30 protein-coding genes are annotated in these 26,522 nt (G+C 63.2%); 13 read left to right on the top strand and 17 right to left on the bottom strand.

Translation table 11 applies throughout. From position 1 onward, the window contains the following. The first annotated feature begins 24 nt into the window (after positions 1-24). Positions 25-1,350, top strand: a complete 1,326-nt coding sequence (locus QRN42_RS14630; RefSeq protein ID WP_502869509.1) for an amidohydrolase — start codon at positions 25-27, stop codon at positions 1,348-1,350. A 9-nt stretch (positions 1,351-1,359) separates the two neighbouring features. Here QRN42_RS14630 and QRN42_RS14625 read toward each other — a convergent pair whose 3' ends face one another. From QRN42_RS14625 to QRN42_RS14615, 3 genes are all read right to left on the bottom strand, one after another. Next, the gene (locus QRN42_RS14625; protein ID WP_284979880.1) at positions 1,360-2,601 is read right to left on the bottom strand and encodes a D-arabinono-1,4-lactone oxidase; all 1,242 of its coding nucleotides are present in this window, start codon (positions 2,599-2,601) and stop codon (positions 1,360-1,362) included. 86 nt (positions 2,602-2,687) lie between these two features. After that, complete coding sequence (locus QRN42_RS14620) at positions 2,688-3,698, bottom strand: bile acid:sodium symporter family protein (RefSeq protein ID WP_284979879.1); 1,011 nt, start codon at positions 3,696-3,698, stop codon at positions 2,688-2,690. Positions 3,699-3,787: 89 nt separating this feature from the next. Further along, a complete protein-coding gene (locus QRN42_RS14615) occupies positions 3,788-4,894 on the bottom strand; it encodes a GTP pyrophosphokinase (RefSeq protein WP_284976896.1) in 1,107 nt (368 codons plus the stop codon). A gap of 110 nt (positions 4,895-5,004) precedes the next feature. Between QRN42_RS14615 and QRN42_RS14610 the strand changes: the two genes are divergently transcribed. Next, positions 5,005-5,826: an alpha/beta hydrolase fold domain-containing protein gene (locus QRN42_RS14610; protein ID WP_284979878.1), complete on the top strand. Its 822-nt coding sequence runs from the start codon at positions 5,005-5,007 to the stop codon at positions 5,824-5,826. 40 nt (positions 5,827-5,866) lie between these two features. Then, complete coding sequence (locus QRN42_RS14605) at positions 5,867-6,802, top strand: carbohydrate kinase family protein (protein ID WP_284979877.1); 936 nt, start codon at positions 5,867-5,869, stop codon at positions 6,800-6,802. A gap of 35 nt (positions 6,803-6,837) precedes the next feature. Here QRN42_RS14605 and QRN42_RS14600 read toward each other — a convergent pair whose 3' ends face one another. Next, positions 6,838-7,737, bottom strand: a complete 900-nt coding sequence (locus QRN42_RS14600; RefSeq protein WP_284979876.1) for a LysR family transcriptional regulator — start codon at positions 7,735-7,737, stop codon at positions 6,838-6,840. Positions 7,738-7,848: 111 nt separating this feature from the next. On the opposite strand from QRN42_RS14600, the gene QRN42_RS14595 reads away from it, so the two are divergent. Beyond that, positions 7,849-9,006, top strand: a complete 1,158-nt coding sequence (locus tag QRN42_RS14595) for a PrpF domain-containing protein (protein ID WP_284979875.1) — start codon at positions 7,849-7,851, stop codon at positions 9,004-9,006. Positions 9,007-9,063: 57 nt separating this feature from the next. After that, a complete protein-coding gene (gene dctA, locus QRN42_RS14590; protein WP_284979874.1) occupies positions 9,064-10,374 on the top strand; it encodes a C4-dicarboxylate transporter DctA in 1,311 nt (436 codons plus the stop codon). A 166-nt stretch (positions 10,375-10,540) separates the two neighbouring features. On the opposite strand, the gene QRN42_RS14585 is transcribed toward dctA, so the two are convergent. Next, complete coding sequence (locus QRN42_RS14585) at positions 10,541-11,602, bottom strand: glutathione S-transferase family protein (protein ID WP_284979873.1); 1,062 nt, start codon at positions 11,600-11,602, stop codon at positions 10,541-10,543. A gap of 83 nt (positions 11,603-11,685) precedes the next feature. On the opposite strand from QRN42_RS14585, the gene QRN42_RS14580 reads away from it, so the two are divergent. Further along, on the top strand, positions 11,686-12,495 hold the full coding sequence (locus QRN42_RS14580; RefSeq protein WP_284979872.1) for an HAD family hydrolase: 810 nt from the start codon (positions 11,686-11,688) through the stop codon (positions 12,493-12,495). 48 nt (positions 12,496-12,543) lie between these two features. On the opposite strand, the gene QRN42_RS14575 is transcribed toward QRN42_RS14580, so the two are convergent. Next, a complete protein-coding gene (locus QRN42_RS14575; protein WP_284979871.1) occupies positions 12,544-13,047 on the bottom strand; it encodes a GNAT family N-acetyltransferase in 504 nt (167 codons plus the stop codon). Between the two features lie 148 nt (positions 13,048-13,195). Between QRN42_RS14575 and QRN42_RS14570 the strand changes: the two genes are divergently transcribed. After that, the gene (locus tag QRN42_RS14570; RefSeq protein WP_284979870.1) at positions 13,196-13,588 is read left to right on the top strand and encodes a low affinity iron permease family protein; all 393 of its coding nucleotides are present in this window, start codon (positions 13,196-13,198) and stop codon (positions 13,586-13,588) included. Positions 13,589-13,624: 36 nt separating this feature from the next. Here the strand turns inward: QRN42_RS14570 and QRN42_RS14565 are convergent, their stop codons facing one another. Next, the gene (locus QRN42_RS14565; protein WP_284979869.1) at positions 13,625-14,503 is read right to left on the bottom strand and encodes an SDR family oxidoreductase; all 879 of its coding nucleotides are present in this window, start codon (positions 14,501-14,503) and stop codon (positions 13,625-13,627) included. 121 nt (positions 14,504-14,624) lie between these two features. Between QRN42_RS14565 and QRN42_RS14560 the strand changes: the two genes are divergently transcribed. From QRN42_RS14560 to QRN42_RS14550, 3 genes are read left to right on the top strand one after another with little or no spacing between them, the layout of a single operon-like run. Beyond that, positions 14,625-14,873, top strand: coding sequence for a hypothetical protein (locus QRN42_RS14560; RefSeq protein WP_284979868.1), 249 nt, complete (start codon positions 14,625-14,627; stop codon positions 14,871-14,873). Between the two features lie 37 nt (positions 14,874-14,910). After that, entirely contained in the window at positions 14,911-15,690 is a 780-nt protein-coding gene (locus tag QRN42_RS14555; RefSeq protein ID WP_284979867.1) for a glycerophosphodiester phosphodiesterase family protein, read from the top strand. A 59-nt stretch (positions 15,691-15,749) separates the two neighbouring features. Then, positions 15,750-16,892, top strand: a complete 1,143-nt coding sequence (locus QRN42_RS14550; protein ID WP_284979866.1) for a glycerate kinase — start codon at positions 15,750-15,752, stop codon at positions 16,890-16,892. A 3-nt stretch (positions 16,893-16,895) separates the two neighbouring features. Here QRN42_RS14550 and QRN42_RS14545 read toward each other — a convergent pair whose 3' ends face one another. Then, positions 16,896-17,138 (bottom strand): DUF2630 family protein, encoded by a 243-nt coding sequence (locus QRN42_RS14545; protein ID WP_284979865.1) that lies wholly within the window; start codon positions 17,136-17,138, stop codon positions 16,896-16,898. A gap of 90 nt (positions 17,139-17,228) precedes the next feature. Here QRN42_RS14545 and QRN42_RS14540 point away from each other — a divergent pair, with 90 nt between their 5' ends. After that, complete coding sequence (locus QRN42_RS14540; protein ID WP_284979864.1) at positions 17,229-17,672, top strand: YdeI/OmpD-associated family protein; 444 nt, start codon at positions 17,229-17,231, stop codon at positions 17,670-17,672. Between the two features lie 5 nt (positions 17,673-17,677). Here QRN42_RS14540 and QRN42_RS14535 read toward each other — a convergent pair whose 3' ends face one another. The 4 genes from QRN42_RS14535 to QRN42_RS14520 all read right to left on the bottom strand — a co-directional run bounded on the left by QRN42_RS14535 (position 17,678) and on the right by QRN42_RS14520 (position 20,025). After that, entirely contained in the window at positions 17,678-18,421 is a 744-nt protein-coding gene (locus tag QRN42_RS14535; RefSeq protein WP_284979863.1) for an MBL fold metallo-hydrolase, read from the bottom strand. 6 nt (positions 18,422-18,427) lie between these two features. Continuing rightward, complete coding sequence (locus tag QRN42_RS14530; RefSeq protein WP_284979862.1) at positions 18,428-18,979, bottom strand: dihydrofolate reductase family protein; 552 nt, start codon at positions 18,977-18,979, stop codon at positions 18,428-18,430. Between the two features lie 13 nt (positions 18,980-18,992). Continuing rightward, positions 18,993-19,319, bottom strand: a complete 327-nt coding sequence (locus QRN42_RS14525) for a hypothetical protein (RefSeq protein WP_284979861.1) — start codon at positions 19,317-19,319, stop codon at positions 18,993-18,995. 139 nt (positions 19,320-19,458) lie between these two features. Next, positions 19,459-20,025: a type 1 glutamine amidotransferase domain-containing protein gene (locus QRN42_RS14520; RefSeq protein ID WP_284979860.1), complete on the bottom strand. Its 567-nt coding sequence runs from the start codon at positions 20,023-20,025 to the stop codon at positions 19,459-19,461. Positions 20,026-20,256: 231 nt separating this feature from the next. On the opposite strand from QRN42_RS14520, the gene QRN42_RS14515 reads away from it, so the two are divergent. Then, positions 20,257-21,288: an aldo/keto reductase gene (locus QRN42_RS14515; protein ID WP_284979859.1), complete on the top strand. Its 1,032-nt coding sequence runs from the start codon at positions 20,257-20,259 to the stop codon at positions 21,286-21,288. 12 nt (positions 21,289-21,300) lie between these two features. On the opposite strand, the gene QRN42_RS14510 is transcribed toward QRN42_RS14515, so the two are convergent. Then, complete coding sequence (locus QRN42_RS14510) at positions 21,301-22,656, bottom strand: uracil-xanthine permease family protein (protein ID WP_284979858.1); 1,356 nt, start codon at positions 22,654-22,656, stop codon at positions 21,301-21,303. A gap of 237 nt (positions 22,657-22,893) precedes the next feature. Here QRN42_RS14510 and QRN42_RS14505 point away from each other — a divergent pair, with 237 nt between their 5' ends. Further along, positions 22,894-23,499 carry a malonic semialdehyde reductase gene (locus tag QRN42_RS14505; protein ID WP_284979857.1) on the top strand — a complete coding sequence of 202 codons (606 nt, stop codon included), beginning with the start codon at positions 22,894-22,896 and terminating at the stop codon, positions 23,497-23,499. Between the two features lie 100 nt (positions 23,500-23,599). Here the strand turns inward: QRN42_RS14505 and QRN42_RS14500 are convergent, their stop codons facing one another. From QRN42_RS14500 to QRN42_RS14485, 4 genes are all read right to left on the bottom strand, one after another. Next, the gene (locus QRN42_RS14500) at positions 23,600-23,959 is read right to left on the bottom strand and encodes an MFS transporter (protein WP_284979856.1); all 360 of its coding nucleotides are present in this window, start codon (positions 23,957-23,959) and stop codon (positions 23,600-23,602) included. After that, positions 23,932-25,083 (bottom strand): MFS transporter, encoded by a 1,152-nt coding sequence (locus QRN42_RS14495; RefSeq protein ID WP_284979855.1) that lies wholly within the window; start codon positions 25,081-25,083, stop codon positions 23,932-23,934. Before QRN42_RS14495 ends, QRN42_RS14500 begins: the two co-directional genes overlap by 28 nt. Before the next feature lie 150 nt (positions 25,084-25,233). Next, complete coding sequence (locus QRN42_RS14490; protein WP_284979854.1) at positions 25,234-26,085, bottom strand: SDR family oxidoreductase; 852 nt, start codon at positions 26,083-26,085, stop codon at positions 25,234-25,236. A gap of 78 nt (positions 26,086-26,163) precedes the next feature. Then, positions 26,164-26,520 carry an LPXTG cell wall anchor domain-containing protein gene (locus tag QRN42_RS14485; RefSeq protein WP_284979853.1) on the bottom strand — a complete coding sequence of 119 codons (357 nt, stop codon included), beginning with the start codon at positions 26,518-26,520 and terminating at the stop codon, positions 26,164-26,166. Positions 26,521-26,522 lie beyond the last annotated feature (2 nt).

The raw sequence follows: 26,522 nt of genomic DNA, 5'->3' as shown, positions 1-26,522 counted from the left end.
GACAGCCGCGCGAAAGGAATTGCCATGGACGGAACCGGGAAGGGTGGAGCGTTGGGCGGGGCGCATGCGAGCGTGCCGGACCAGGGCGGAGTTGCGATGGTCCTTGCCGGCCAAGAAGGCATGACCGGCTGGCAAGAGGAGCTGTACAAGGACCTTCATCAGCATCCTGAACTGGGCAACCAGGAGAGCAGAACGGCAGCCATAGCTTCCGGGCTCCTGCAGGAATTCGGCTACGAGGTGCACTCCGAGATCGGGTCCACCGGCGTGGTGGGCATCCTCAAGAACGGCGAAGGCCCCACCGTGCTGGTGCGGGCGGACATGGACGCGCTGCCTGTTGCCGAGGACACCGGCCTTCCGTACGCGAGTAAGGAGTCTGCGACCGACGACGACGGCGGGCAGGTCCCTGTTGCTCATGCCTGCGGGCACGATGTGCATGTGGCCTGCCTTCTCGGTGCGGCACGGTTGCTGGCGGAGCGACCGTCCGGATGGTCCGGAACGTTCATCGCGTTGTTCCAACCGGCGGAGGAACTGGCTAATGGTGCACGGAAGATGCTCGACGGCGGTTTGGCCGCCTTGATCCCGAAGCCGGACGTCGCCATGGCGCAGCACGTCCTTGCATTTCCTTCCGGCCACCTGGGGACCCGGCCCGGCGCCTTTCTCTCCAGCGCTGACAGCATGCGGATCACGGTTTATGGTCGGGGCAGCCACGGCTCCATGCCGCAGCTCAGTATTGACCCCGTGGTCCTGGCTGCTTCGATTGTCCTGCGCCTGCAGACCGTGGTCTCCCGCGAGGTTGCCCCCGGGGAATTTGCGGTCCTGACCATCGGCCGGTTGAGCGCCGGGACCAAGAGCAATATCATCTCCGACCGTGCCGTGCTGGAGCTGAACATCCGTACCTTCGACGACCGAACGCGGACCCTGCTTTTGGATGCAATCAGGCGGATTGTGGTCGGAGAATGCAGCGCCGCCGGTTCGCCGAAGGATCCGGAGTTCGAGCTTTACGACCACTACCCGCTGACCCAGAACGATCCGGAAGTCACAGCCCGGGTCGACGCAGCCTTCCGCAACCACTTCGGGGAAAGGGCCTCCACCCTTGACCGGCAACCTGCCAGTGAGGATTTCAGCGAGCTACCGGACTCGTTCGGCATTCCTTACATCTACTGGGGACTCGGCGGGACCGACCCCACGCTGTACGCGAAAGCCGAGGCCGCCGGAGCTGTCTCCAGCGAAATCCCGGCCAACCATTCGCCGCACTTCGCGCCGGTCATCAGCCCAACGCTGGAGACCGGCACCGCCGCCGTCGTCGTTGCCGCCTTGGCGTGGCTGGGACGCCCGACGAGTTCGCGGTAGCGCCGGACTTCAGGAGTCGCGGTGCAGAATGCCGTTCAGCAAAGCGTTGCTGAACTTGCCCGAAGGATCGTGGGCGAGCACCAGCTTCCGGAAGTCCTCGAACCGTGGGTAGAGGGCGGCGAAATCGTACTGGTCCGGCGTGAAGAGCTTGCCCCAGTGCGGGCGGGTCCCGAAGGGTCGGAGCGCCTCCTCAAGTTCGGGGAGGATCTCCTCAACCTCGGACTGCAGCGGCTTCCAGGTGAAGTGGAGTGCCACGCTCTGTTGCTCATAGAACGGGCTCAACCAGAAGTCGTCGGCAGCAATGGTGCGGATTTCGGAGATGAAGAGCAGGGGCGCTAGTTTGCCCGCGAGGTTCCGGACGGCGCGGAGCGCTGCCGGGGCATGGTCCAGGGGGAGCAGGAATTCGCTCTGCAGTTCTTCGCCGTTGCTGGGAGTGAACTCATGGCGGAAATGGGGCAACCGGTCCAGCCAAGGGCCGGCCACGTCCAACTGTTCCGTGCAGTTCTCCGCTGACATGTCCGGGAGGGGATGCATCGCCACTGTGGCCGGGATGGCTCCAAACATGTCAGCAAGGGGCGCATCGGTTTCCAGCGCTTTGATCCACACCTGGGGGATGGTGTCGCCTGTGAAGTTGGTGAAGAAGCTGACGCTGTATGCGCTCGAGGCGATCTCTTGGAAATTGGCCAGCGCCTCGTTCCAGGACAAGCCTGTCAGTACCCGTTGCCGGGCTTGGAAGGTCGGCTGTATGGCCAACTCAAGCCCAGTGACGATACCGAGGGCACCGATTCCCACCACGCTGGCGCGGAACTCGTCGTCGTCGGCGGTGAGCGTGACCAACTCGCCTGAGGCGCGCACCAGATCAATACTGACGACGGCGCCGGCCAAGGACGGGTTGTTGACCCCGCTGCCGTGGGTGCCGGTTTGGATGGCGCCCGCGACGGAGATGTGCGGAAGCGAGGCAAGGTTATGGATGGCATAACCCTGGTCCTCAAGGGCTCGTCCAAGGGCGCCGTAGCTGATGCCCCCACTTACCTTGACCGTGCCCTTTTCCTTGTCGAGGACTATTTCCTGCGGCAGCGCATCAAGGAGCAGGTGGGTGCCGTCCGTGTCGGCAACAGTGTTGAAGGAGTGTCGCGAACCGAGGGCCTTGACCTTCGCGGCGTTGGCCACGAGCTCCTGCAGCGCGCCCACCGAGGTGGGCCGGTGGACCTCTGCCGAGGAGTACTCAAGGTTGCCTGCCCAGTTCTTCATTCAAGATCTCCCCGCGATGTAAACGTCTGTCCCAGAAATTGTGAACGCTCACAAGACCTGCGTCAAGGAAGCTATCCACAGGAGAGCTAGCCTCGGGTGGCCTGGTCCCTCAACGGACGCCGAGCCAGGAACGCAGCCACGATCGCGCCGGAGACGTTGTGCCACAGGGAAAACACCGCTGAGGGCAATGCGGCGAGCGGGCTGAAGTGTGCAGTGGCCAGCGTGGCGGCGAGGCCGGAATTTTGCATACCCACTTCGAATGCGAGGGCACGGCGTGCTTTGTCGTCCAGGCGGCCGAGCTTGCCCGCCAAGTAGCCCAGGCCGAGCCCGAAGCCGTTGTGGAGCACAACTGCCAAGAACACGATGCCACCTGCGGCGACGATTTTGCTCGCGCTCCCGGCCACCACTATCGCCACAATCAGGGAAATCACGACGGCGGATGCCCAAGGAAGTGCCGGAAGAACCTTAGCGACGAGCTTCGAGAGGAAAAGCCGTGCGAGCACACCCGCCACTACGGGAACCAAGACGGTCTTGACGATGTCCAGGAACATGCCACCGGCGTCGATATGGAGGAACGACCCGGCCAGGAAGAGCGTCAACGCAGGGGTGACCAAAGGCGCGATCAGCGTTGATACGGAGGCGACGGCCACGGATAAAGCCACATCACCCTTGGCAAGGAAGGCCATGACATTGGATGCAGTGCCCGAGGGTGCGCAACCAACCAAAATGACTCCCACCGCAAGTTCGGGAGGGAGCTGAAGAAGGACCGCGATCAGCCATCCCGCACCGGGCATGATGACGTAATGCGCAATGATGCCCAAGGCAACGGCCCACGGTCGGCGGGCAACCGACGCGAAATCCGGTGGGGTCAACGTCAGGCCCATGCAGAACATGATGATGCCGAGCAAATACGGAACTGACGTCCCCATGGGTTTGAACAGATCCGGAATAAGGAATCCGAGAATGCCCGCAAGGACCACCAGAAGCGGAAAGACCGTGACAGCGATGCGGGCAATGCGTGCCTCGGCGGCGAGAGCGGCATTCAGCGGTTCCGCGGAGTTTCCAGTAGTGGACGGTGTGTTGGTTGCCTCAAGCATCCATCCATGCTCACATCCGGCCCGCGCAAGGGTCGACTTCGTTACATGCGCAGCGGTGTATATGTCAGTTGCCTTACCGCCGCGTCGTGTCACATCAGCGTCTGGCGGTAGCGCTCAATCTGTTTGAGGCGCCGTTGGAGGCTGTCGCGCCGCGGGTGCGGGACGACGTCGGGCCCCTCAGCGGTGAGGTCGATGTGCTCGGTTCCGTACTGCCACAACAGGAGGTCATCAAGCAGGCGGTCCGGGCCGGGGGAGTAGCGGTGGTCCAAGGCCTTGCGCACCTCGGTGATGCGGTTGGCGCTGAGTAGTCCCGCAAGCTCCACTGTTTTGGTCAGTCCGTGGGCGGCGAGCAGTTCAGCGGCCCATCCCCAGTCATCGTCAACTTTGCGGTCCACGTGGGGCAGTAGGGTACGCCAGACGTCACGAACCCGGTTGGGCGTGAGCGGCATGCTTCCGTCACCCTCAAGGTCCCAATAGGCGCGGACTTCCTCGTAGCGTTCGTGAAGATCGGAAAAGGCACTCTCCACCGTCTCCAACATTGCTGCAGTAGCGGTGAACTGGCGATCGAAGTGGGGGGTCCAGGCGCGCGGGTCTTCGGCTTTGAAGCGGATGTCGTGCTCGATCTCGCTCCAAGCATGCGCAAACACGGTCCGGATCTGGCACTCGAAGAAATAACTGCCGTTGGCAGGCATGTCCGGATTGAAGACGTGCTGGTATTCCTTCACGGTCTCATTCTGGATGGTCCTTAGGATGAGGTGCCGGCTGGAGTATCCGTACGTTCCCGACTCGATGGAACCAATGTCCTTCTCGCGGTCTCCCCGGCAATCAAAGAGCTGCCGTTGGCGTTTGATGATGTTGGCAACCGCCGCATTCTCGGCAGGCAGCTTGGTGATCACACGGATACCCACCATGTCATTCAAGGTGCGGAAAGGGTCCGGGAACTTCAGGAGCCGGGGTCCGCCCGGTTCCAAGGGTTCATCCGTGCGGGAAATCTTCTCCCTGAAAGACTCAACAGTCTTGGTCCGGCCGGTGACGAACAACGGGGTTACCTCGGCGTCATTCAGCATGTCCCTCAAGGTCAGCAGGACATCGCGTGTGACCTGCTTTAGGGCAGGGCGAACACGCTCATACAGCGCCACGTTCGCGTCCACTGCCTCGCGCTGGTCCTGGTCCAGGCTGTCCCGATTGCTTGCCATGCCCCCAGCTTACGGTGCGCCCCCGACACTGAACCGGGCCGCGCGCCGTCGGGGTGCCTCTAGCCAAACCTGCAGACCGTCACGATAGGCTCGGTACAAAGGAGGGCCCAATGTTGCGGCATAAGTACAGCTACGGCGAACACCCCAGTCAGTGGGGCGAGCTCTTTACGCCCGAACCGAACAACGGAAACCACCGCGCTGCCTCGGCCGTCGCGGGCGGAGTAGCGGTGGTTATCCATGGAGGCTACTGGCGATCGCAGTACGGAGCCGAGCTCGGTGAGCCTTTGGCCCGCGACCTCGCTGCCCATGGCATCACTGCATGGAACCTGGAGTATCGGCGTGCCGGCAACGGTGGTGGTTGGCCGCATACGTTCGAGGACATCCTGGCTGGCATCGACCACCTTTCCCAGATCGCCGGAGACCACGATCTGCAGCTTGGCAAAGTGGTGGCGCTCGGCCATTCCGCTGGCGGCCACTTGGCGGTATGGGCTGCGGGCCGCCAGCGCCTTTCAGCGATTGGAACGCCCGACGCCGATCGCCAACTCGTCCGCACCCTGGAGGCTAACGCCGTGCACCTCACCGGCGTCGTCAGTCAGTCCGGCCTCCTCAACCTGGCTGCGGCGGAGAAACTCAACCTCAGCAACGGCGCGGTGTGCAACCTGATGGGCGGAGATTCAGCCAGGTTCCCCAAGCGGCATAAATACGCCGACCCCATGAGCTTGCTGCCGATCGACGTGCCGGTGTACGCCGTGCATGCCAGCAACGACGAGGACGTTCCCGCCAGCCAGTCGGAGGCGTACGTCGCCGCCGCCACAGCCGCGGGAACTCCGGCCCAGTTGTTGCGCGTCCCGGGCGACCATTTTGACCTGATCGATCCCAGGGCCGTGGCATACAAAAAGTGCCGTGAGTTGGTGCAGCGACTCCTCTCGTAATTGTTGGTCTGTGGCGCCTGTCCTCTGGCAGAGTGTTCCCATGCTGACTGTTATTGGTGAGGCCCTGGTTGACGTGGTTCAAAGTTCCTCCGGCATTGAGGCACATGTCGGCGGGAGCCCGCTCAATGTGGCCGTTGGGCTTGCCCGGCTGGATCATCCGGTGCAGTTCATTGGCCGATACGGCAGGGATCCCTACGGGGACTCGGTGGCCGCGCACTTGCGCTCAAGTTCGGTGATGGTCCCGCTTCCCCCGGACGACAAGCCAACCAGTATTGCCACTGCCCGGATCGACGACGACGGCGCCGCCACCTACAACTTCGACCTCACTTGGGAACTGCCTGGCCTTGGGGCCCGCCTGCCGCTCATGTTGCAGGGCGCCACTTTGCTGCACACAGGTTCGATTGCCACAGCCTTGGAGCCGGGTGCCGCGGAGGTCCTTGCCGCCGTCGAGCATGCACACCCGAGCAGCACCATCAGCTTCGATCCCAACTGCCGTCCCACCATCATCACCGACGTCGAGTACGCGCGGAACCAAACCGAACGCTTTGTGGTGCTTGCCGACGTCGTGAAGGCCTCCGATGAGGACCTTCAGTGGCTGTATCCCGGTGTGGACCCGCTGGAGTCGGCACGACGCTGGCTGACGTTAGGTGGCTCGGCAGGACCCGCCCTGGTGGTGGTTACGCGCGGCGCGGAAGGCCCGTGGGGGGTTACCAGGGCTGGTGAAGCCGGGATCACCGCACCGGCGGTGGACGTTGTGGACACCGTGGGCGCCGGCGATTCGTTCATGGCAGGGTTGCTGTCCGCTCTTGTGGATCGCGGGCTTGACGGTGCGCAGAACCGCGAGACGCTGCGGGGGATGCCTGCCGAAACCCTGGCCGCAATCATGGAGCACGCCGCCCGCGCAGCTGCTATCACCGTGTCCCGCGCCGGAGCGAACCCGCCCACTCGCGCCGAACTGAACGACTGGATGAGCTGAACGCGGGATGAGCGGGCCTCTGCTCCTGTGTCCCGCTACTTCCCTACCGCCGTCGATCCAAACACCGCCATGGCCTGCTGTGCGGGTGGGCTGAGCCGGCGGTTGGCGAGGTGGGCAAGGAGGATCCTGCGCTTGGGGGCGCCGGCGAGGGGGACTGCGACGACGTCAGGCCTCAGCGCGCTGAGGGCCAGCTGCGGGGCCAAAGCGATACCGATGCCCGCGGCGACCATGCCTTGCGTCTCCTGGTAATCGTTGGCGGCGAAGGCGATCCGTGGCTCGAAGCCCGCGTCGCGGCAGACGCGGCGGAGGACGTCGGCCACGGGGTGTTCGTCGCGGACGATCCATTCATGGTCCCTCAACGTATCGATGCGCACGGATCGACGTCCTGCGATGGGGTGGTCGCGCTGCACGAGGAGCATTGTGGGGTCGTTCACCAGAGTAACCAGGGTTAGGTCTTCATCCTCGATCTGTTGCCATGGGTAGTCCCATAGCAGCGTCAGTTCGATGTCCCGCCGGCGCAGCCGTTCGAGCAGCCCCTCCCGACGTGCACTGATCACGGTGACGGTGACGTCCGGGTGGCGCGCCCTGAAGGCGAGAACGACGTCGGGCATGAGGGAAGCACCCACGGTGGGAAATGTTCCCATCCGCAACTGGCCCCGGCGCATGCCGGCGAACTCTGCCATCTCGGCGTGGGCGGCATCGATCGTTCTGTCGATCTCGTCGGCGTAGCCCAGGAGGGCCTGCCCTGCTTCGGTGAGCACCACGCCCCTGGGATGCCGATCCACCAGCGCGACGCCCACCTCATGTTCGAGCTTCGCTATCTGTTGCGAAACCGCTGACGTAGTGAAGGAGAGGGCCGTCGCTGCCGATGTCAGTGAACCGGAACGGCTTACCTCGCGGAGCACGTGGAGCCGGTGAAGGTCGAGATGGGCCATGTGGAGAGTTTAGCAAAAGTATATGGGTGTCAAGAATCTTTCGATTGTGCTGAAGTGTTCGATCGCGGATCGTAGAACCAGAGGCGCTGTGAAGCGCAAGATCTACGAGACATGATGGAGAAAACAATGGGACTCCTAGGCCATTGGTACCGGGGCGGCACGAGCAAGTGCTGGCTCTTTGACGCTGAAGACGTCACTCCGCATGCCGGGAACCGCGAGGAGATCCGCTCGCTGCTGGCCGACGCTTTCGGGGCAGCGGATGCGCGCCAGCTCGACGGCGTTGGCGGCGGGACCTCCACGACGTCGAAGGCCGCCGTCGTCTGGGCCACGCCGAACGGGGAAGCGGATCTTGACTACCTCTTCGCCCAAGTCGGCATCGGAGATCCGACAGTGGAGCTGGGCTCCAACTGCGGTAACTGCGCCACTGCCATTGCCCTATTCGCCGTCCAGTCAGGCATTGTTCCTCCCCGGGAGCGCATCACCCGGGTCCGCATGCGCAATCTCAATACGGGAGCGGTGCTAAGCGGGACGGTTCCAACCCCAGGCGGCACCGTTCCGAGGTCCGGGCTGGCCAGGGTTCCGGGCAGCAGCGCTGCGGGTGTTCCGGTCAGTCTGTCATTCCACGCACCTTGGGGCCGGACCACCGGTGCAGTCTTGCCCACCGGGAACGTGGCCGACCAAATTTGGACGGGCGACAGCAGGCTGACGGCAACGCTGGTTGATGCGGGCGCACCGGCTGCGCTCATACCGGCGGAGGAGATTGGCATCGATCTGTCGTCCATGACCGGTAACCTCTCGGAGCACCTGCCAACGCTTGTCGCCGCACGGGCTTCTGCGGGTCTAGCCATGGGGCTGCGGAAGCCGGAAGACCCTCCACAGAATGCCGTACCGAAGGTCGGGGTGGTGGCAGCACCCGGTGATTACATCGCCGCGGACGAAACGGTTATTGCTGAGGACAGCCACGACCTGCGCGTGCGCCTGCTCTCGATGCTTGCACCGCACCCCGCCATCGGCCTGACCTCAGCTGTCGCGGTGTCCCTCGCGGCCGCGCTGCCGGGGTCGGTAGTGGCCAACGTGGCACGACCGGCCGACTCCTTCATTCCCGGAGTCCCCCGCTTGCTGCGGATCGGGACACCTGCCGGCGTGATCGTCACCGAAGTCACCACAGATGACAACGGCAACGTCATCGAAGTGGCCCTCCACAGGGCTGCCCGGCACCTTGCTACCGCCGACATCGACGTCGCCCAGACGGCCGACCTGACGGCCTAGCCCCTCAACCGTTGCCCTGCCATCATTGACAGGGCCGCACACCCAGGAAGTTGTTCAATGAAGATCAAATCCATCCTCGGACATCTCTATGTCCAGGTACTCATCGGCGTCGCGTTAGGCGTTCTCATCGGTTCCCTGTGGCCGAACCTCGGTTCCGCCCTGCAGCCGATCGGCGATGGCTTCGTCAAGCTCGTGAAATTCATGATCGCGCCGATCGTGTTCTGCACGATCGTCGGGGGCATTACCTCACTGACCGACACGAAAAAGGTCGGCCCCACCCTGATCCGTTCGCTTGGCCTGTTCTATGTGCTCACGGCGCTGGCGCTTGCTTTCGGTCTGGCCGCCGTCATGCTGTTCCAGCCGGGCGCCGGCTTGCACATCAACCCGGCACACTTGGATTCCTCGGTCGCCGCAAAGTACACGGGTCAACTGCCCAGCAGCAATCCGGTGGACTTCATTCTCAGCATCATCCCCAGTTCCTTCGTCGGCGCCTTTGCCAACGGCGAGGTCCTGCCAGTGCTTGTCATCGCGCTCTTGTGCGGCTTCGGTTTCAGCAAGCTCGGCGCGCCAGGCCAACAGGCCCTTAGCGTGGTTAGCAGCTTCAACAAGCTCCTGTTCGTCATCTTCGGCTACATCATGAAGGTGGCTCCCTTGGGGGCCTTTGGCGCCATGGCCTTCACAGTCGGCAAGTACGGAGCCCACTCCATCGGCAACCTGGGCATGCTCATCCTTGCCTTCTACGCCGCCTGCATCGCCTTCGTTGCCGTCGGCCTGGGAATCCTGGCCAAGCTCACCGGCTTCAGCCTGTGGCGGATCCTGCGCTACTTCAAGGATGAATTCCTGATCGTCCTCGCTACGTCTTCCAGCGAACCGGTACTACCGCGCCTCCTGACCAAGCTCGAACGGCTTGGCTGTGACCGGAGCGTCGTGGGGCTGGTGGTCCCTACCGGCTACTCCTTCAACCTCACCGGCACAGCTATTTACCTCACCCTCGCCTCGATGTTCATCGCCCAGGCCTGCGATATTCACCTCGGGTGGGACCAGATCCTTCTGATGCTAGGAATGATGCTTCTGACTTCGAAGGGTGCTGCTGGCGTGACAGGCAGCGGTTTCGTGGCCCTCGTCGCGACCCTGACCGTGATGCCGACCCTGCCGGTCGCAGGTGTGGCCCTCATCGTTGGAATTGACCGCTTCATGAGCGAGGCGCGTGCCCTCACGAGCACCGTCTGCAACATTGTTTCCTGCGTTGCGGTGGCCAAGTGGCAGGGGGCGCTGAACCTGGAGAAACTTCGTGCCGAGCTCCAGGCCGGCTACAAGCCCACGGAGCGCGACACGATACAGCTCGCCGACCCCGTATTAGCTCACTGAGCTGACGGGAATCGGCCCATAGATGTGAGCCCCCCGCTGCATTCCATCGCAACAGGAAACCCGAAGGACGGGCGCGGTGAGGGGGCGCACAAGCAGAGGAGGCAGGCGGTCAAAGAACCGCCGGCCTCCTCTATTACGTAAATCCCCTATTACCTAGGTCCTCCAGTCAGGCGGCGCCGTGCCCGGCGGCCACTTCCTCGCCGGCTCTCACGGGCCCCGGCGGGGTGCCCTGTCCGAAGGGGCTGCCGCCGAGTGAGTCCCGCCCGTGCTCGGTCAACCAGCCCGACAGGTCCGGTCCCATCGGAACGATCTGTGTGGGATTGATGTCCTCATGGACGATGTAATAGTGCTGTTTGATCTGCACAAAATCGATGGTGTCCCCGAAGCCAGGCGTCTGGAAGAGGTCCCGGGCATAGCCCCACAATGCCGGCATCTCGCTGAGTTTGTTGCGGTTGCACTTGAAGTGCCCGTGATAGACGGCGTCGAAGCGCGCCAGGGTGGTGAACAGCCGGACATCCGCCTCAGTGATGGAATCTCCCACCAGGTAGCGCTGCCGTGAAAGCCGTTCCTCCAGCCAGTCCATGGCATTCCACAGCCGGGTGTACGCGGCGTCGTAGGCTTCTTGGGACCCAGCGAATCCGCACCTGTAGACGCCGTTGTTAACCTCAGTGAAAACCCGCTTGTTCACTTGGTCGATCTCTTCCCGCAGATGCTCGGGATAGAGGTTTGGGGCGCCGGGGCGGTGGAACTCCGTCCACTCCGTAGAGAAATCCAGCGTGATTTGGGGGAAGTTGTTGGTCACAACTCCGCCTGTGGGGATGTCCACGATGGCCGGGACGGTGATCCCGCGCGGGTACTCGGGGAAACGGCGGAAGAACGCCTCCTGCAAGCGCTCGATCCCGAGCACAGGATCTTTACCGTCGGGGTCAAGATCGAAGGTCCAAGACCGGGCATCGTGGGTGGGCCCGGGCTGGCCGAGGCTGATGACGTCCTCCAGGCCAAGGAGCCTCCGGACGATGACGGTGCGATTGGCCCACGGGCATGCCCGCGCCGCTATTAGCCGGTACCGTCCCGGTTCCACCGGCCAGCCGGGTTCACCGTTGGCACCGGGTCTACCGTCGCGGGTGATTCGATCCTCGATGTAGTTCGTGTCCCGGTTGAACTCGGCACCAGTGACGTACGCGCCGCGGGTGCTGTGTTGTTCGGCTGTGCTGGTGATGTCAGTCATCACCTCAGACTATGCTCTCGATTTGCCCGTGTGCGGGGTCGCGAGGGCAAATTCTCAAATGTGCACCAAAGTAGACTGGCAAGATGCGGCTCGTAGCAAGTGATATTGACGGCACCATCCTCGGCCATGATGGCAAAATCAGTGACCGGACCATCAAGGCGTTTCGTGCATGCCGTGAGGCAGGGGTGGAGCTGGTTTTCGTCACGGGCCGTCCGCCGCGATGGTTGTTCCCCCTCCAGGAACAACTCGGCCACAGCGGCATCGTTATCTGTTCAAACGGTGCCGTGGTGTGGGATCTTCAAACAGGGACGGCCCTGTCCTCATCCGCACTGGATGTCCCGTCCGTTCTCGAAGCCCGCCGCATCATCAAATCCCTTCGGCCGGACGCGCTCTTCGCCGTGGAAACGCTGACCGGCTTCCAGCTGGAGCCCGGCTTTATCGAGAACGAGACCAGCGAACTCCTTGCCGAGTTCACACCAGCCCCCCTCGCCGAGACGCTCGCTGCGGATGACGCCGTCGTGAAGTTCTTGGCGGTTACGCGCAAAGGCACGCCCGACGCGTTCCTGGCCGAAGTGCAGCCAGCCGTCGCCCACTTGGTGAGTACCACGCATTCCGCCCCCCGCACAGCGTTGCTGGAGATGTCCGTTCCCGGTATCAACAAGGCCGTCACCCTGGCTCGGTACGCAGAGTCGCTGGGGATCGACGCTGCGGATGTGGTGGCATTTGGTGACATGCCCAACGATATCGAGATGCTCCGGTGGGCCGGTCACGGGTACGCGATGGCCAGTGGGCACCCGGACGCCATCACCGCCGCGGGGCAGCAGGCTCCGCACTTCGACGACGACGGCGTGGCCCAGATTCTCGAGGCAAAGTTGACGGAGCAGCGGGTCTAGCAAGCATCTAATGCGCGGCGGTGGATGTTGGAGCGTTGACCAAGCTGCCTAGTGCAGGAGTACCTGGTACAGCTTGTGGTCTTGCCATTTTCCCGCAATGTGGAGGTACCGTGGCGCCATCCCGATTTGCTGGAAGCCCGCCTTCAGCAGTACCCGCTGCGAGCTGATGTTATGCAAGAGGGTGCCCGCCTCGATGCGGTGTAGCCCGAGTTCCTCGCGGGCCGCCTCTACTATGACCCTGACCGCAGCTGACGCCAGTCCGCGCCCCGCGTAAGCGCTATCCATCCAGTAGCCAAGACTCGCGCTTTGGAAGGGACCGCGCACTATTCCCACTAGGTTGAATCGGCCCACCAGGGCGTCGCCCGCGAACAAGCCCAATGAATAACCCGCTCCGGCTTCTCCCGCAGCCAGTCGGGCGGCAATGTCGGCAGCCTGCCAGGCTTCTGAGTAGAACTCTTCCGGGCGAACCGGTTCCCAGTGGGCAAGGTACTCCCTGTTCCGCAGATAGGCGGCGGCAAGCGCTGCCGCATCGCTTGGGCGCAATAGGCGCATGGAGACATCTTCAGAAAGCTGACACGGCTCGAACACCAGTCAACAGTAATGCTTACGATCCTCATTTTCCGTCCGAACAACTCCTGAGGCGGACCGGTCAGCACTATTCTGAGCTGAAGTGAGCGACTGGATTTCCTAAGGAGCTAGCGTGCCAAAGAAAAAAGACCGTGCCGATATCTTTACCCGTTTCACCACCAAGGTGGCCTCGGTTCTTGGACATGCGTGGGTTTTTGCGATCGCCGTCGCCGTCCTGATTCTCTGGGGCTTTTCCGGACCGCTGCTTGGATTCTCTGATACCTGGCAACTCATCATCAATACCAGTACCACGATCATCACGTTCTTGATGGTGTTCATCATTCAGAACACCCAGAACCGCGACAGCGAAGCGTTGCACGTCAAACTGGACGCGATCATGTTAGAGCTGCAGGTCAGTAACACCAAGCTTTACAACGCTGAGCACGAGGGCGAGAAGGAGTTGGAACGTCAACGCCAGCGCGTGAAAGAAGAAGGCGAATCGCGTTCCGGTTCCGGGCGGTCGTAGTACCGGCCTGACGTTGATCCCTCCCAGAGGCACGGGTCACGGATGCCGGACACCCTCCCCGGCCAGCAGGGCTCGGTACCCCTCAACGTAGGTGGGGTAGGTGAACTCGAAGCCGGTCGAGCGGACGCGTTTGTTCGAGCAGCGTTTGTCGCCCGGGCCAACACCCGGGCCGCCGTCGGACGCGCCGTCCGCGGACGCCGTCGGGGGTTCGGGGCATCCCATCTCCGCGGCAAGGAATCGCAGCACCTCGCCCATTTCTGCCGCATGATCGTCCACCCCCACGTACACCGTTTCAGGCACCGCTTCCATAGTGGTGAGGTGCACGATCAGGGCCGCGGCATCGTCCCTGTGGATGCGGTTGGTGTGCCGGGGCTGGGCCGGGATGACGGCTTGGCCGCTGCGAACCTGGTCTATGAGGCGGGTGCGGCCGGGTCCGTAAATACCCCCGAGCCTGAGGGAGATCGGCTGCGTTCCGGTGCCCTGCGTCCGGGCGAACAGCAGGTCCTCGGCTTCCACGAGAACCTGTCCGCTGAATCGTGTTGGCTCCGTGGGCGTCGATTCGTCCACCACCGCGCCACCGGAGTCCTTGTACACGGCAGTAGAGGAGACGAATAAAACGCTCCGGGGTTCCACGCCGGCCTGTTCGATGGCGTCCATAACGTTCCTCACGCCGTCGAGGTATGCCGCCCGGTAGGCCGCCTCGGTTGAGGCGTCGGCGGCGACGGACACTACAACAATGTCCACATCCGCGGGAAGGTCCGGCACGCTCACCGAGAGGTCCGCGTAAACGCCACGAATTTCCGGGGGTAGCTTCTCCGGTGACCGTCGCAAGCCAACTACGTCATGGCCGGCAGCAGCGAATCGCAGCCCGGCTTCGGTTCCAAGGTCGCCGCATCCGGCGATCAACACAGTCATGACCCCAGTGTGTCAGGACCGGGCTGTCACCGTGTTCCCAGCCTCCATACAACCGCCGTTCATCTGGCGCCCGTAGGCTTCCAGCCACACCCGTTTGATTGTTGAATGTGTAGGGGAAATCATGGCCAAGCGCAGGATTAACGACTTCACGACGACGCCGGTGCGGCGCATCGAACCGGATCACCACTGGCTTTCGCTACGGCAGGGGGACCGCGTCAGCGTGACCCTCACTCCCGGTTACGAATCAGCTGGCGTTGTGGACGCCATCACGGGTGACGCCACGGCGGTCTGGGTAGAGCTCGACGGCGGTCGCGGCCGAACGTTGGTGCACATCAGCGACGGCGTGGAGATCGTACCGCAGGAGTCCTGACGGTCCGGGATGTGGGCTGGTCGGCTACGCTACGGGTGTGACGCTGCCCTATTTCCTCCGCAAAGACGGCTCGGTGGGGCCACTGGCCTTGGCACACCGAGGCTTCTCCCAGGACGGCCTCGAGAATTCAATGTCGGCTTTCCGGGCAGCGAAAGACCTCGGAACAGTCCACCTGGAAACTGACGTGCACGCCACCGCGGACGGCATCTTGGTGGTATTCCACGATCCATCCCTGGACCGCGTCACGGATTCGGCCGGGCGGATCGCGGAGTTGACCGCAGCTGACGTGGCAAAGGCGAGAATCGGCGGCGTCGAACATGTCCCCACATTCGATGAACTGGTGACCAGGCTGCCGGATGCCAGGCTGAACCTGGACGTCAAAGCCTGGAACGCAGTTGGCCCCATGGCTGCGGCCATTGAAAAACACGGGATCCATGAGCGTGTCTTGGTCACGAGTTTCTCGGATCGGCGACGCCGGGCAGTCCTCAGGCGGCTGTCCCGTCGGGTGGCGTCGTCGGCTGGGAGCACTTCGACCGCGCTCTTCGTCCTCCTTGGTTCCGTACTTCCGCCACCTTTGATGACCAAGTTGCTTGCCGGCGTCGACGCTTTTCAGGTGCCTGTCCGGTACGGACGGTTTCGGGTGGTCACGCCGGGGTTCATTCGGCGAGCCCACCGGGCGGGATTGCAGGTGCATGTGTGGACCGTCAATGACCCTGCCGAGATGGAGCGACTTCTGGATCTTGGCGTGGATGGCATCGTGTCCGACAGGCTGGACCTGCTCAAGGAGGTCCTCGTACGCCGCCATGCGTGGGCCTGATTGCCCCCACCCGGCGGGGGTGTGGCTAGCCTGTCCATCGTGGCTGGCAAGATGGGTCCATGCGTATCCTCATCGCCCCGGACAAGTTCAAGGGATCCCTGACCGCGGCTGAGGCCGCCTCAGCCATGGCCGAAGGCGCCCTCCGCGTCTACCCCGATGCTGTGACCACCCAATTTCCCGTGGCCGACGGCGGTGAAGGTACGCTCGACGCCGCCATCGCCGCAGGGTACGAGGAGCGGAACAACGCCGTGGTGGGACCGATCCTCAAACCGGTGGGTGCATCTTGGGCCATTCGCAAGGACGCCTTCGGCGGAGCGACGGCTGTGATCGAAACGGCGCAGGCGTCCGGCCTGGCGCACATGGAGCCAACCGCGGAGAACTCGCTCCGGGCACATAGTTACGGTTGCGGCCAGCTCATTGCAGCCGCGTTGGACGCGGGAGCCACGGAGATCGTGTTGGGTCTGGGCGGGTCCGCGATGTCCGACGCCGGCAGCGGCGCCCTCCGCGCGCTGGGGCTCAAACCCCTTGACGCAGCCGGGAATGTGGTGCCCTTGGGCGGAGGCTCCCTTGCCGACGTCGTCACCTTGGATGTTTCCGCGCTGGACCCGCGCCTTTCCACCGTGAAGTTCCGCATCGCCGTGGACGTGCAAAACCTGCTGTACGGCGTGGACGGTGCCGGGCATGTGTTCGGCCCCCAAAAAGGTGCGGATGCGGACGCCGTGGAGAAGCTCGACGCCGGCCTCCGCAACTGGGCATCACTCCTTCGGGAAGCGACTGGCCGTGACGTGAACGTTCCCGGAGCCGGAGCGGCAGGTGGTTTCCCGGCGTCGTTCCTGGCATTCACTGACGCAGCGCTGGAAGGCGGCTTCGCGCTGGTGGCGGGCTTGACCGGACTGGCGCAACACTTGGGTGACGCCGACCTGGTAATCACCGGCGAGGGTTCCATGGACGAGCAATCGCTCACGGGCAAGGCCCCCATCGCGCTCGCCGATGCTGCAAGCCTGCATGGGATCCCCGTGGTGGCCGTTGCTGGCCGCATTACCGTGACCCCCGAGGACCTGGCCCGGCACGGCATCGTGGCCGCGGCCCAGTTGCTTGACGTCGCTCAGCGGAAAGACGGCGTTCCGGACGTGTCCGACGCCGTGGCTAACGCCGCCAAATACTTGGCGTGGGCCACGAGCCAGGTACTGGAGGGGGCTTAGCGGCTACTGCCGGTAGCCCTCAACTTCGCTGACGGGCCGTGGCTCTGCTTCATCGGGATTTTCGCCGGCGTCCCTCTTTGCCCGGCGTTGGCGGAGCAGGTCCCAGCACTGGTCGAGCTGAGCTTCCAGCTGGGCGAGGCGGGAGCTGTTGTCACCGCCGTCGTCGTCGGAACCTGCCGTGTCGCGAAGGCGGTGCTCCTCTTCGACGAGTGACTGGATGCGCTCCAGAAGGTCTTGGTTGTCCATGATCTGTCTCCTTGCTGGGTGGGGCGTTATGTTCGAAGGTAGCCCAGCAGTAGAGGTGCGTCTACTGGCCAGCGGCGGCATACTGGGGTCATGAAATTCACCACCACCATCGTTGGCGATGGCAACAAGGCAGGCATCGAGATCCCTTCCCACGTGGTTGATGGGCTGGCGGCCGGAAAGCGTCCGCCGGTGGTGGTGACTATCAACGGACAGAGCTATCGCAGCAGCATCGCCGTGATGGGCGGCAAGTACATGGTGGGCGTGAGTTCCGCCAACCGCGAGCTGACCGGTGCCGAGGCGGGCCACACCGTGGAGGTCGAGCTTGAGGTGGATACAGAGCCGAGGGTGATTGAGGTGCCGGACGATCTCGCTGCTGCGCTGGATGCAGAACCGGACGCGAAGGCTTTCTATGGAACGCTCAATTACAGCAGCCAGCGCCGGTACGTCGAACCGATCGGTGACGCCAAGACCGAGGAGACCCGCGCGCGGCGGATCGCCAAAGTTGTCGCAGACCTCAAAGCGGGCAAAAAGTAGCGCGATTATGCGGGGCCGTTGGCCTTCGCGATGGCAACTGCCTCCTCAATGCCCCTGGCCCAAGGCTCGCCATGCCCCGGTAGCACCAAGCTTGCTTTCGTGGCGGCGAGTTGCTTCAGGGATGCGAGGTTCAAGGCGCTATCGGCCGTGGCGGCCCCAGCCACGATTCGGGGACCGGTCCGCATGGTGTACGGGTCCATCGTCACCAAAGCGTCCCCGCTGAAAAGTATGCTGCGCTCGCGGAGGAACAACCCGCAGTGTCCGCTGGTGTGACCAGGGGAGAAGACGACTTCGGGACTTCCCGGGACCGGCAGTTCGCCGGTGCCTGGGAAATAACTCAGAACGTCAACGCCCTTGACGTTCAGTGCGCCGGCCCTGGTCATGCTGGCCATGACAGGAAGGCCTTTGGGGTGGGTGAGGGCAAAGACGAAGCGCGAGCGTTCGTGCCGGTAGCGGTACGGGTGCTTGGCGATGAAGGAGTCCTCGGTGTGAACCCACACCGGAACGCTCAGTGATTCGTGCAGTCTCCGGGCGAGGCCAAGGTGATCGAAGTGTGCGTGCGTAAGGACCAGTGCCCGGATGTCACGGAGGGTGTGGCCTACGGCCCGGAGCGATTTCTCCAGGGGAAGCCACATGGAGGGAAGGCCCGAATCGATGAGGGTGAGGCCGTCGTCGCCCTCAATGATGTAGAAGTTCACGTAGGCATCGGAAAAGCGGTAAACACCATCGGCGACCTCGGTCATTGCCATGGCTGCTCAGTCCTTCCGCACGCTGTACGTGGTGACCACGTTGCCTTTGCTCGTTGCGAGCTGGTCCTCCAGGACCAGCCGGTTCAGGGGATCGCCGTCCTCGAAAAGGCGCCGTCCGCTGCCGGCAATCACTGGATGTGTCATCAGCGTCAATTCGTCAAGGACGCCGGCGAACAGGAGTTGGCGTACCAGGGAGATGCTGCCGCACACTGCGATCTCGCCGCCGTCGCGGGTTTTCAGCTCGCTGACGAACTGTTCGACGTCGCCCTTGATCAGGTGCGAGTTTTCCCATTCGAGGGGCTCAGTGAGCGTGCGGGAGGCGACGAACTTTTCCACCGGGTTGATGAAGGCCGCGAAGCCTTCGTCTTGGGACGCAGTGGGCCAGTACCCGGCCCATTCCTCGTAGCTGACCCGGCCCAGGACCACCGTGTCCACCGTGTTGATCATCTTGGTCAGGCCTTTGCCCAACTCTTCGTCGAAGCTGTCGAACTGGAAGTTGAATGGGTCCTGCACCACGCCATCAACGGAGTGGAACAATCCGGCGGTCACTTTGCGCATCAATGCCTCCTGTTTATGCGGCTTGGCTTGCTACCTGGAGTCTACGTGCTGGCAGTGCGGTGACCGTCTGGTGCTCCGGGGTGAACCGGACGGGGATCTCGTGGAGCTCAGCATAGATCGTCAGTTGGTCCAGGGCATCCGGATCAACCGTGGCTTCGGAAAGATCCATCTCCACTCCGAGGCCGCCGCCCAGGCTCTTGGTGCGCTGAACTACGGGGTAGAGCCCCTGTAGGCTCGACGCCGTGACGCGACCTGTTGCTGCGATCTGGATCTGTTCGCCGTCAACGTCGACGCGAACAACTACGGAGAGTTTGTCGCTGGCCAATTTAGTGCCTTTCATCGGTGCTGCCACGCTGCAGCTTCCCCAGCCTAGGGATGGAATGTGACCTGCGCAACATGTGTGGCGAGTGCCGCCGTCGTACCTCTTGTGAAAGTACGACGACGGCACTCGCCAGGGGTTAGGGTGTTGGCTGAGACCTCTATGCGGTCTGGCCAGCGTGCTGGCCTTCCGAGATTTCCTCGACCAGCTTGGCGTTGAACGCTGGAAGGTCGTCCGGGTTTCGGCTGGTGACGAGTCCCTGGTCGACGACGACTTCCTCATCCGTCCAGTTGGCGCCCGCGTTCTTTAGGTCCGTCTGGAGCGTGTGGTACGAGGTGACGTTGCGGCCCTTGATCACGCCGGCCTCGATCAGGAGCCAGGGTCCGTGGCAGATCGACGCGACGGGCTTGTGCTGCTCGAAGAAACTCCGCGCGAAGTTCTGGGCATCCTTGTCCACGCGGAGGTGGTCGGAGTTGACCACGCCGCCTGGGATGACCAGTGCGTCGAAGTCTGAGGCGTTGGCGTCCGCTACTGCGAGGGTTGCGTCGAAGGTGTCACCCGGTTCAGTGCCGTTGTAACCCTGGACCTTGCCTGTGGATGGGGCTACGAGGGTAGGCTCTCCGCCGGCATCCTTCACCGCTTGCCATGGACTGGTGAGCTCCACTTGCTCTACGCCGTCCGTCAGTAGGAATGCGACCTTCTTGCCGGTGATGTTGTGCTCTGACATAATTCCTCCTCGATTGCGGTGACCTTTTTGGGGGCGTACCGCTGCTGTGAGAGTTGTTTGTCTGACCTGTTCCAGCGTAGGGAAGTCCGCTTTAGTAAGCAAGCTGACCAATTTCCGGTTGCGGCGGAAGGTAGGACTCCCAAACCTAGGAAAAACAGGGATACGTAAGTCTGCTGACAATGCAGCGCAACCTGTGTAGCGTCCCAAAGGTACCGAGACCTAAGGAGCACCATGCACTTCCGCACATTGGGCAACAGCGGCGCAGTAGTTTCAACATACGCCCTTGGAACCATGACGTTTGGAGCCGAGGCAACCGAGGAAACGTCCCACTCCATCCTGGACGCCTACGTTGCCAGCGGTGGTAACTTCATCGACACGGCGGACGTCTATTCGGCCGGCGTATCGGAGGAAATCATCGGGCGTTGGCTCGCCCGCCGGCCAGACGCGAAAGACCGTTTGGTGTTAGCCACCAAGGGCCGTTTCCCGATGGGTGAAACGCCCAACGACGTCGGCACATCGCGCAAGCACCTGACGCGGGCTCTGGATGATTCCCTTCGCCGCCTGGGTGTGGAGCAGATCGATCTGTACCAAATGCACGCTTGGGACCCCATCACGCCGTTGGAAGAGACGCTTCGTTTCCTGCACGACGCCGTCAGCGCTGGCAAGATCGCTTACTACGGATTCTCCAACTTCCTTGGCTGGCAGTTGACCAAGGCGGTTCACGTTGCCAAGGCTCACGGCTGGAGTGCCCCGGTAACCCTGCAACCCCAGTACAACCTGCTGGTCCGTGAGATTGAGTCCGAGATTGTCCCTGCTTCCTTGGACGCGAACATTGGGCTGCTGCCATGGTCGCCCTTGGGCGGAGGGTGGCTCTCCGGCAAGTACAAGCGCGACGAGGCTCCCGTGGGTGCCACCCGGCTCGGGGAGAACCCCAGCCGAGGCATGGAAGCATGGCAGGCCCGCAACGAGGATCCCCGCACATGGGACGTCATCGAAACCGTGGAGAAAATCGCCGAGGACCACGGTGTCAGCGCATCGCAGGTGTCACTGGCTTGGCTGGCGGACCGGCCGGCAGTCACCTCCGTCATCCTGGGAGCCCGGAACCTTGAGCAACTGGCGGACAACCTCGCTGCTGCCGACCTGGAACTGACCCCGGAGGAAACCGAGCGGCTAACCGTTGCCAGCGAACCGCGCGTCGGCGTTTACCCGTACGGTCCCATGGCCGTCCAGCAGCGGAGCCGCAAGATGGAAGGCGGCCGGTAAGCGCCTGAGGGGCTATCTCCCCGTTTTTCCGCCCCGCCGTGCCGCAGCGTTCATTGCCGATTTCACCGCAGGCGGCAGCCCCGCCGTCTCGGTTTCGGGTTCAGCGACGGTCCCGCGCCAGCGGGCCAGGCCTTTCATGCCGTGGTAGATCACCAGGGCGGCGGCTGAGCCAAGTGCGATCCCGGTGAACTTCAGGTCGCCAACGGTCCACGTGTAATCAGCGATGCCGATGATGAGGGCAACAGCGGCCGTTGTCAGGTTGATGGGGTTGGAGAAGTTGACCTTGTTCTGCACCCAGATCTTCACGCCGAGCACACCGATCATGCCGTACAGCATGGTGGCGGCGCCGCCAAGGACGCCCGGCGGGACCGTCGCGATCAGTTCACCGAATTTCGGGGAGAAGCTCAGCAAGATGGCGAAGATACCCGCCACCCAGTAGGCCGCCGTCGAATAGACCTTGGTGGCGGCCATGACCCCGATGTTCTCGGCGTACGTCGTGGTGCCGGAGCCGCCGCCGAGTCCGGCAAGCACGGTGGCGGCGCCGTCGGCCATCAGCGCGCGGCCGGAGACGGCGTCGAGGTTCTGGCTCGTCATGGCAGCTACCGACTTCACGTGCCCCACGTTTTCGGCCACCAGCACCAGCACAACGGGGACGAACAAGCCGACGACGCCGATGTGGAACTCGGGCGTCTGGAAGTGCGGCAGGCCGATCCATGCGGCAGCGTCCATCTTGCCGTAGGAGACTTCGCCGCGCATCATCGCCACGAAATACCCCACCACAACGCCCACCAGGATGCTCAGCCGTCCCAGGATTCCGCGGAACAAAACAGAAACCAGGATGATCGTGACCAGCGTGGCTAGCGCGGTCACGGGCGCGAGGTCGAAGTTGTTCTTGGCGGCCGGGGCCAGGTTGAGGCCGATCAGCGCCACGATCGCGCCGGTAACGATCGGCGGCATGAGCCGGTTGATCCATTCGGCGCCAAATTTCTGGACGATCGCACCAATGAGCGCCAGTACGACGCCTGCGAGCACCACGCCGCCCAGGGCGCCGGCAACGCCGTACTGCTGCTGGGACGCCATGATCGGGGCGATGAACGCGAAGCTCGAACCCAAGTAGCTGGGAATGCGGCCCTTGGTGATCACCAGGAACAGCAGCGTGCCGATGCCTGAGAAAAACAGCGTGGTGGCCGGTGGCATGCCTGTGATGATGGGGACCAGGAACGTCGCGCCGAACATTGCGACCACGTGCTGCATGCCGATGCCGATGGTCAGTGGCCATGCCAGCCGCTCGTCGGGAGCCACCACCTGTCCGGGGCGGATGGACTTGCCGTTGCCGTGGAGCTTCCATTTGGTGCCGAGCATGCTCATGGCAGGCCTTCCTCAGAAGAGTGTTGGGATTCGGTGCAACAATACCGGCAATGCGGGGCCCGCTCTACACGCCCCGAGCGTTGGTGAGCCTGCAGAACGGGCCTCACAACGAGAATGGGGACTGTGCGCAACATCACTGGCCGCCACGGGAAGAGGAGAGCGCGCAGTCAGGTTGCAACCATGGAAAGCAGACGTGCCCGGCTGATTCAGGGTCAGGGCCCATGGAAAGGTTCACGCATGACGATCGCCCACGAAGAAGCAGTCATTGACGCCGCAGCAGTCGACGCCATTTTCGCCGAAGCCCGCACCGCCAACAGCTTCGCCGGTGAGGTCACCGACGAGCAGGCCCGCGCCATCTACGAGCTCACCAAGTTCGGCCCCACTGCCTTCAACTCCCAGCCGCTCCGCGTGACCTACGTCCGCTCTGCGGAGTCCCGCGCCAAGCTGGTTGACGCGCTCGCCCGCGGAAACCAAGCCAAGACCGCTTCAGCTCCGCTGGTCGCCATCTTGTCTTATGACACCAACTGGCATGGGCAGTGGGACAAGTTCCTCCCCGAATACGGCGCACCCAAGGCCATGTACGACGCCGATCCCGCCGTTGCTGCCTCCACCGGCAACAACAACGCCCACTTGCAGGCAGGGTATTTCATCCTGGCCGTCCGCTCGCTCGGTTTTGCAGCCGGCCCGATGACCGGCGCTGATTTCGCCGCGATCGACGCCGAATTCTTCCCCGCCGGTGACCAGAAGAGCTTCCTCGTGGTCAACATCGGACAGCCCGGCCCGGACGCGTGGGGCGAGGCCAAGCCTAAGTTCGCTTACGACGACGTGGTCCGCACCGTCTAAGCTTCGACACCCAAAACGCCCGCCCGGAAAATCCGGGCGGGCGTTTTCGCGTCCTTGGACATTCACTGGACGTGCGCCGGCCGTGGACTTGGCCGGTAGCTCAGCGCTTGGCGTGTTCCAGTTCGTCGAAGTCATCCACTCCAGCGGCTTCCGCGTCCCGTCGGCGTTGCCGCCGGGATGGAACCACCAGCGCTGCCACCAGCGCCACGACGCCGACGCCGGCACACGCCCAGAATCCTACGGTGAACGCATGGTCGGTTGGCGCGCCCTGGGCTGCGACATTGGACGAGATGAGGGCTGCGATCACAGCCGTGCCAATGCTGCTGCCGATGGTACGCAGCACCGTGTTGGCGCTGATCGCTTCTCCGGTTTGCGTGGCGGGTACGCTTTCCACGATCGCGTTCGACGTCGCCGCCAAGGCCATTCCGATGCCTATGCCGGTGAGGATTCCGGACAGCACGATCTGCCATTCTTCCCCGTGCCGAGGGCCGGGATGACGAACGCGACGGTGACTGACACCGCGCCAAGAATCATAGGAATCTTGGGCCCCACTTTACGGATCAAAGCACCGGCGATCACCCCGGAAATGACCATGGCGATGACGGTGGGCAGCAGGTAGAGTCCGGCCTCGCTGACGCTCTTGCCAAAGCCGTAACCCAGGACTGTAGGCAACTGAAGGATGGTGGGGACCAGCACGAACGTGCCGAACATCGCGAAGCCGAATGCCAGGGCCACAATATGAGCGGTCCACACGCCCCGGTGGCGGAAGAGCCGTACATCGATCAGCGGTTCAGCGACGCGCAGTTCCACCACTACGAACCCAATGAGCGCAACGCCGCCCCCGATGAGCAGGCTGACGGTCTTGCCGTCGCCCCATCCCCATGCCTGGCCCTCGCTGATGGCGAGTAACACCGCAACCAAACCCACGGAGACGATCGCTGTGCCGAGCCAGTCAAGCTTCCCAGGCGTCCTGACGGGTGACTCGGGCATGCCGAAGATCGCGCCTAGCAGCGCGATGACAACAAGGCCCGCTGGGAGCCAAAACAGCCAATGCCAGGACAGGGATTCAACGATCGGACCCGCTGCGACGATTCCGACGCCGGCTCCGATGCCGAAGATGGCGGACAGCAGCCCGATGGTCACACTGACGCGTTCCTTCGGGAGTTCATCGCGGACGATCCCGATGGAGAGCGGCATCACGGCACCGGCTGCGCCTTGAAGAACGCGCCCGACGATCAGTACGGTCAGGTTCGGAGCGAGGGCTGCGATGACTGCGCCTGCCAAGAGTAGGACGAGGACAACGATCAGGACCTTGCGCTTGCCCACCATGTCACCCAGGCGCCCCAGGATCGGCGTCAGCACAGAAGCGGATAGCAGGTAGGCAGTGAGCACCCAGCTTGCATCGCTGGTGGCAACACCCAGGTCTTTCCCGATGGTGCCGAGTGCGGGCGCCACCAGCGACTGGAGCACTGCGAAGGACAGGCCGCCAAGGGAGAGGTAGGTGATGATGCCAGCACCGCGCGGGCGTTGCCCTTCTCGGCCGGGCAGGGGACCGGGCACGGGGCCTTCAGCTGTGATGGACATGGCGCTCCTCGGCATGTAAACGATTGATTACTTAGAGGATATGATGTGTCATCACGCTAAGTCAACACACGTTTACTACTGCGGGCGGGATTGGGGATCTGGGCGTTCGGAGTGGGGAATGCCGGTTTGCGCGTCCAGCTGCTGCTGCGCCTAGCGCGGATTTGTGGTGAGGTACTCCTCGAGGTTCATCGGTGCGTTACCGGTGATGGTTTCGATGTCTTGGCTGACGGGGGCCATGATGTTGCTGGCGATAGCTGTGTAGGTGCTGACCCAGGCTTCGAGTTGCCAGTCCGGTGCCCCGTAGCCGGCACGGGAGCCGTAGGCCTCATCGAGGGTTTCGTTGTGGAAGGTGATGTGGCGGCCGCGGATGCGGCTGATGGTGGCGGCCACCTCCTCCAGCGTGAGGGCTTCAGGGCCGGTGAGGTTGTATGTTTGGGCGGCATGGTCCCCGGGGTTTGCAAGGATTGCAGCTGCTGTGCGGGCCACGTCGGCGCGGGCGACAAAGGAGGCGCGTCCGTCCTTTGCCGGGCCGCGGATAACGCCGTCTTCGCCGACCAGGGCTTCCATGAAGTCCAGGTAAAAGCCGTCACGAAGGAACGTCCATTTCATTCCTGAGGCTTTGATGTATTCCTCGGTGACGTAGTGGTCCCGTGCGAGGGTAAAGGTGGCGTCCGGGGCTGCGGCTGCGAAGGATGTGTAAAAGACGTGCTTGACACCCGCAGACGCGGCGGCGTCAACGAAGGTGCGGTGCTGGTCCAGGCGTTCCGGGCTTTCGTGCGCGGAAACCATAAAAAGGGTTTCAACGCCGCGCAATGCCGTAATCGCGGCGTCCTGGTCTGAGTAGCTGAACCGGTGGATTGTGCTTTCGGATAAGGACGGTGCTTTCGCTGGGGTGCGGACGAGCAACCGCTGGGCGATCCCGCGCTCGGCCGAGTAATGGGCGACAAAGGCGCCGAGCACGCCTGTGGCACCTGTAACGGCGAGGGTAGGAGTGACTTTCATGCGAGTTCTCTGTCGAGGTTAGATGTGAAGAAAAGGGCGATGATGCTAATGCTTCACCGCCCCTTGGCTGCCGTGCAACTATCCGAGGGTGGTGCCTTTCATCTCCGGAGTCTTGGCCATGTTCTTGAAGACGAAGATCAGCAGGAGCGCTCCCAGCAAGAGCAGGAGGCCAACGATCAACATAGCGATCTGGGAGGATCCCGTCGCATCAAGCAGCCATCCGGTCAGGTATGGTCCGACGAGGCCGGAAGTGGCGCCGATGGTGTTGACCCCCGCACGAGCGAGTGGTCCGACCACATGCCAGAGGCGCTCACCTGAGCGGTCGTCATGACGCGCCCAGAAGAACATTGCAACAGCACCGACTGCGAAGGGGGTCCCGGAGACCACGCCTGTTTGGAAGTCATTGGGGGGCGAGCCTGATGGCAACCAAGTCAACC

Source organism: Arthrobacter sp. fls2-241-R2A-200 (assembly GCF_030209745.1).
Classification (GTDB): Bacteria; Actinomycetota; Actinomycetes; order Actinomycetales; family Micrococcaceae; genus Arthrobacter.
Note: the sequence above shows the minus strand (reverse complement) of the source record. Positions and strands in the feature narration are given on the sequence as shown.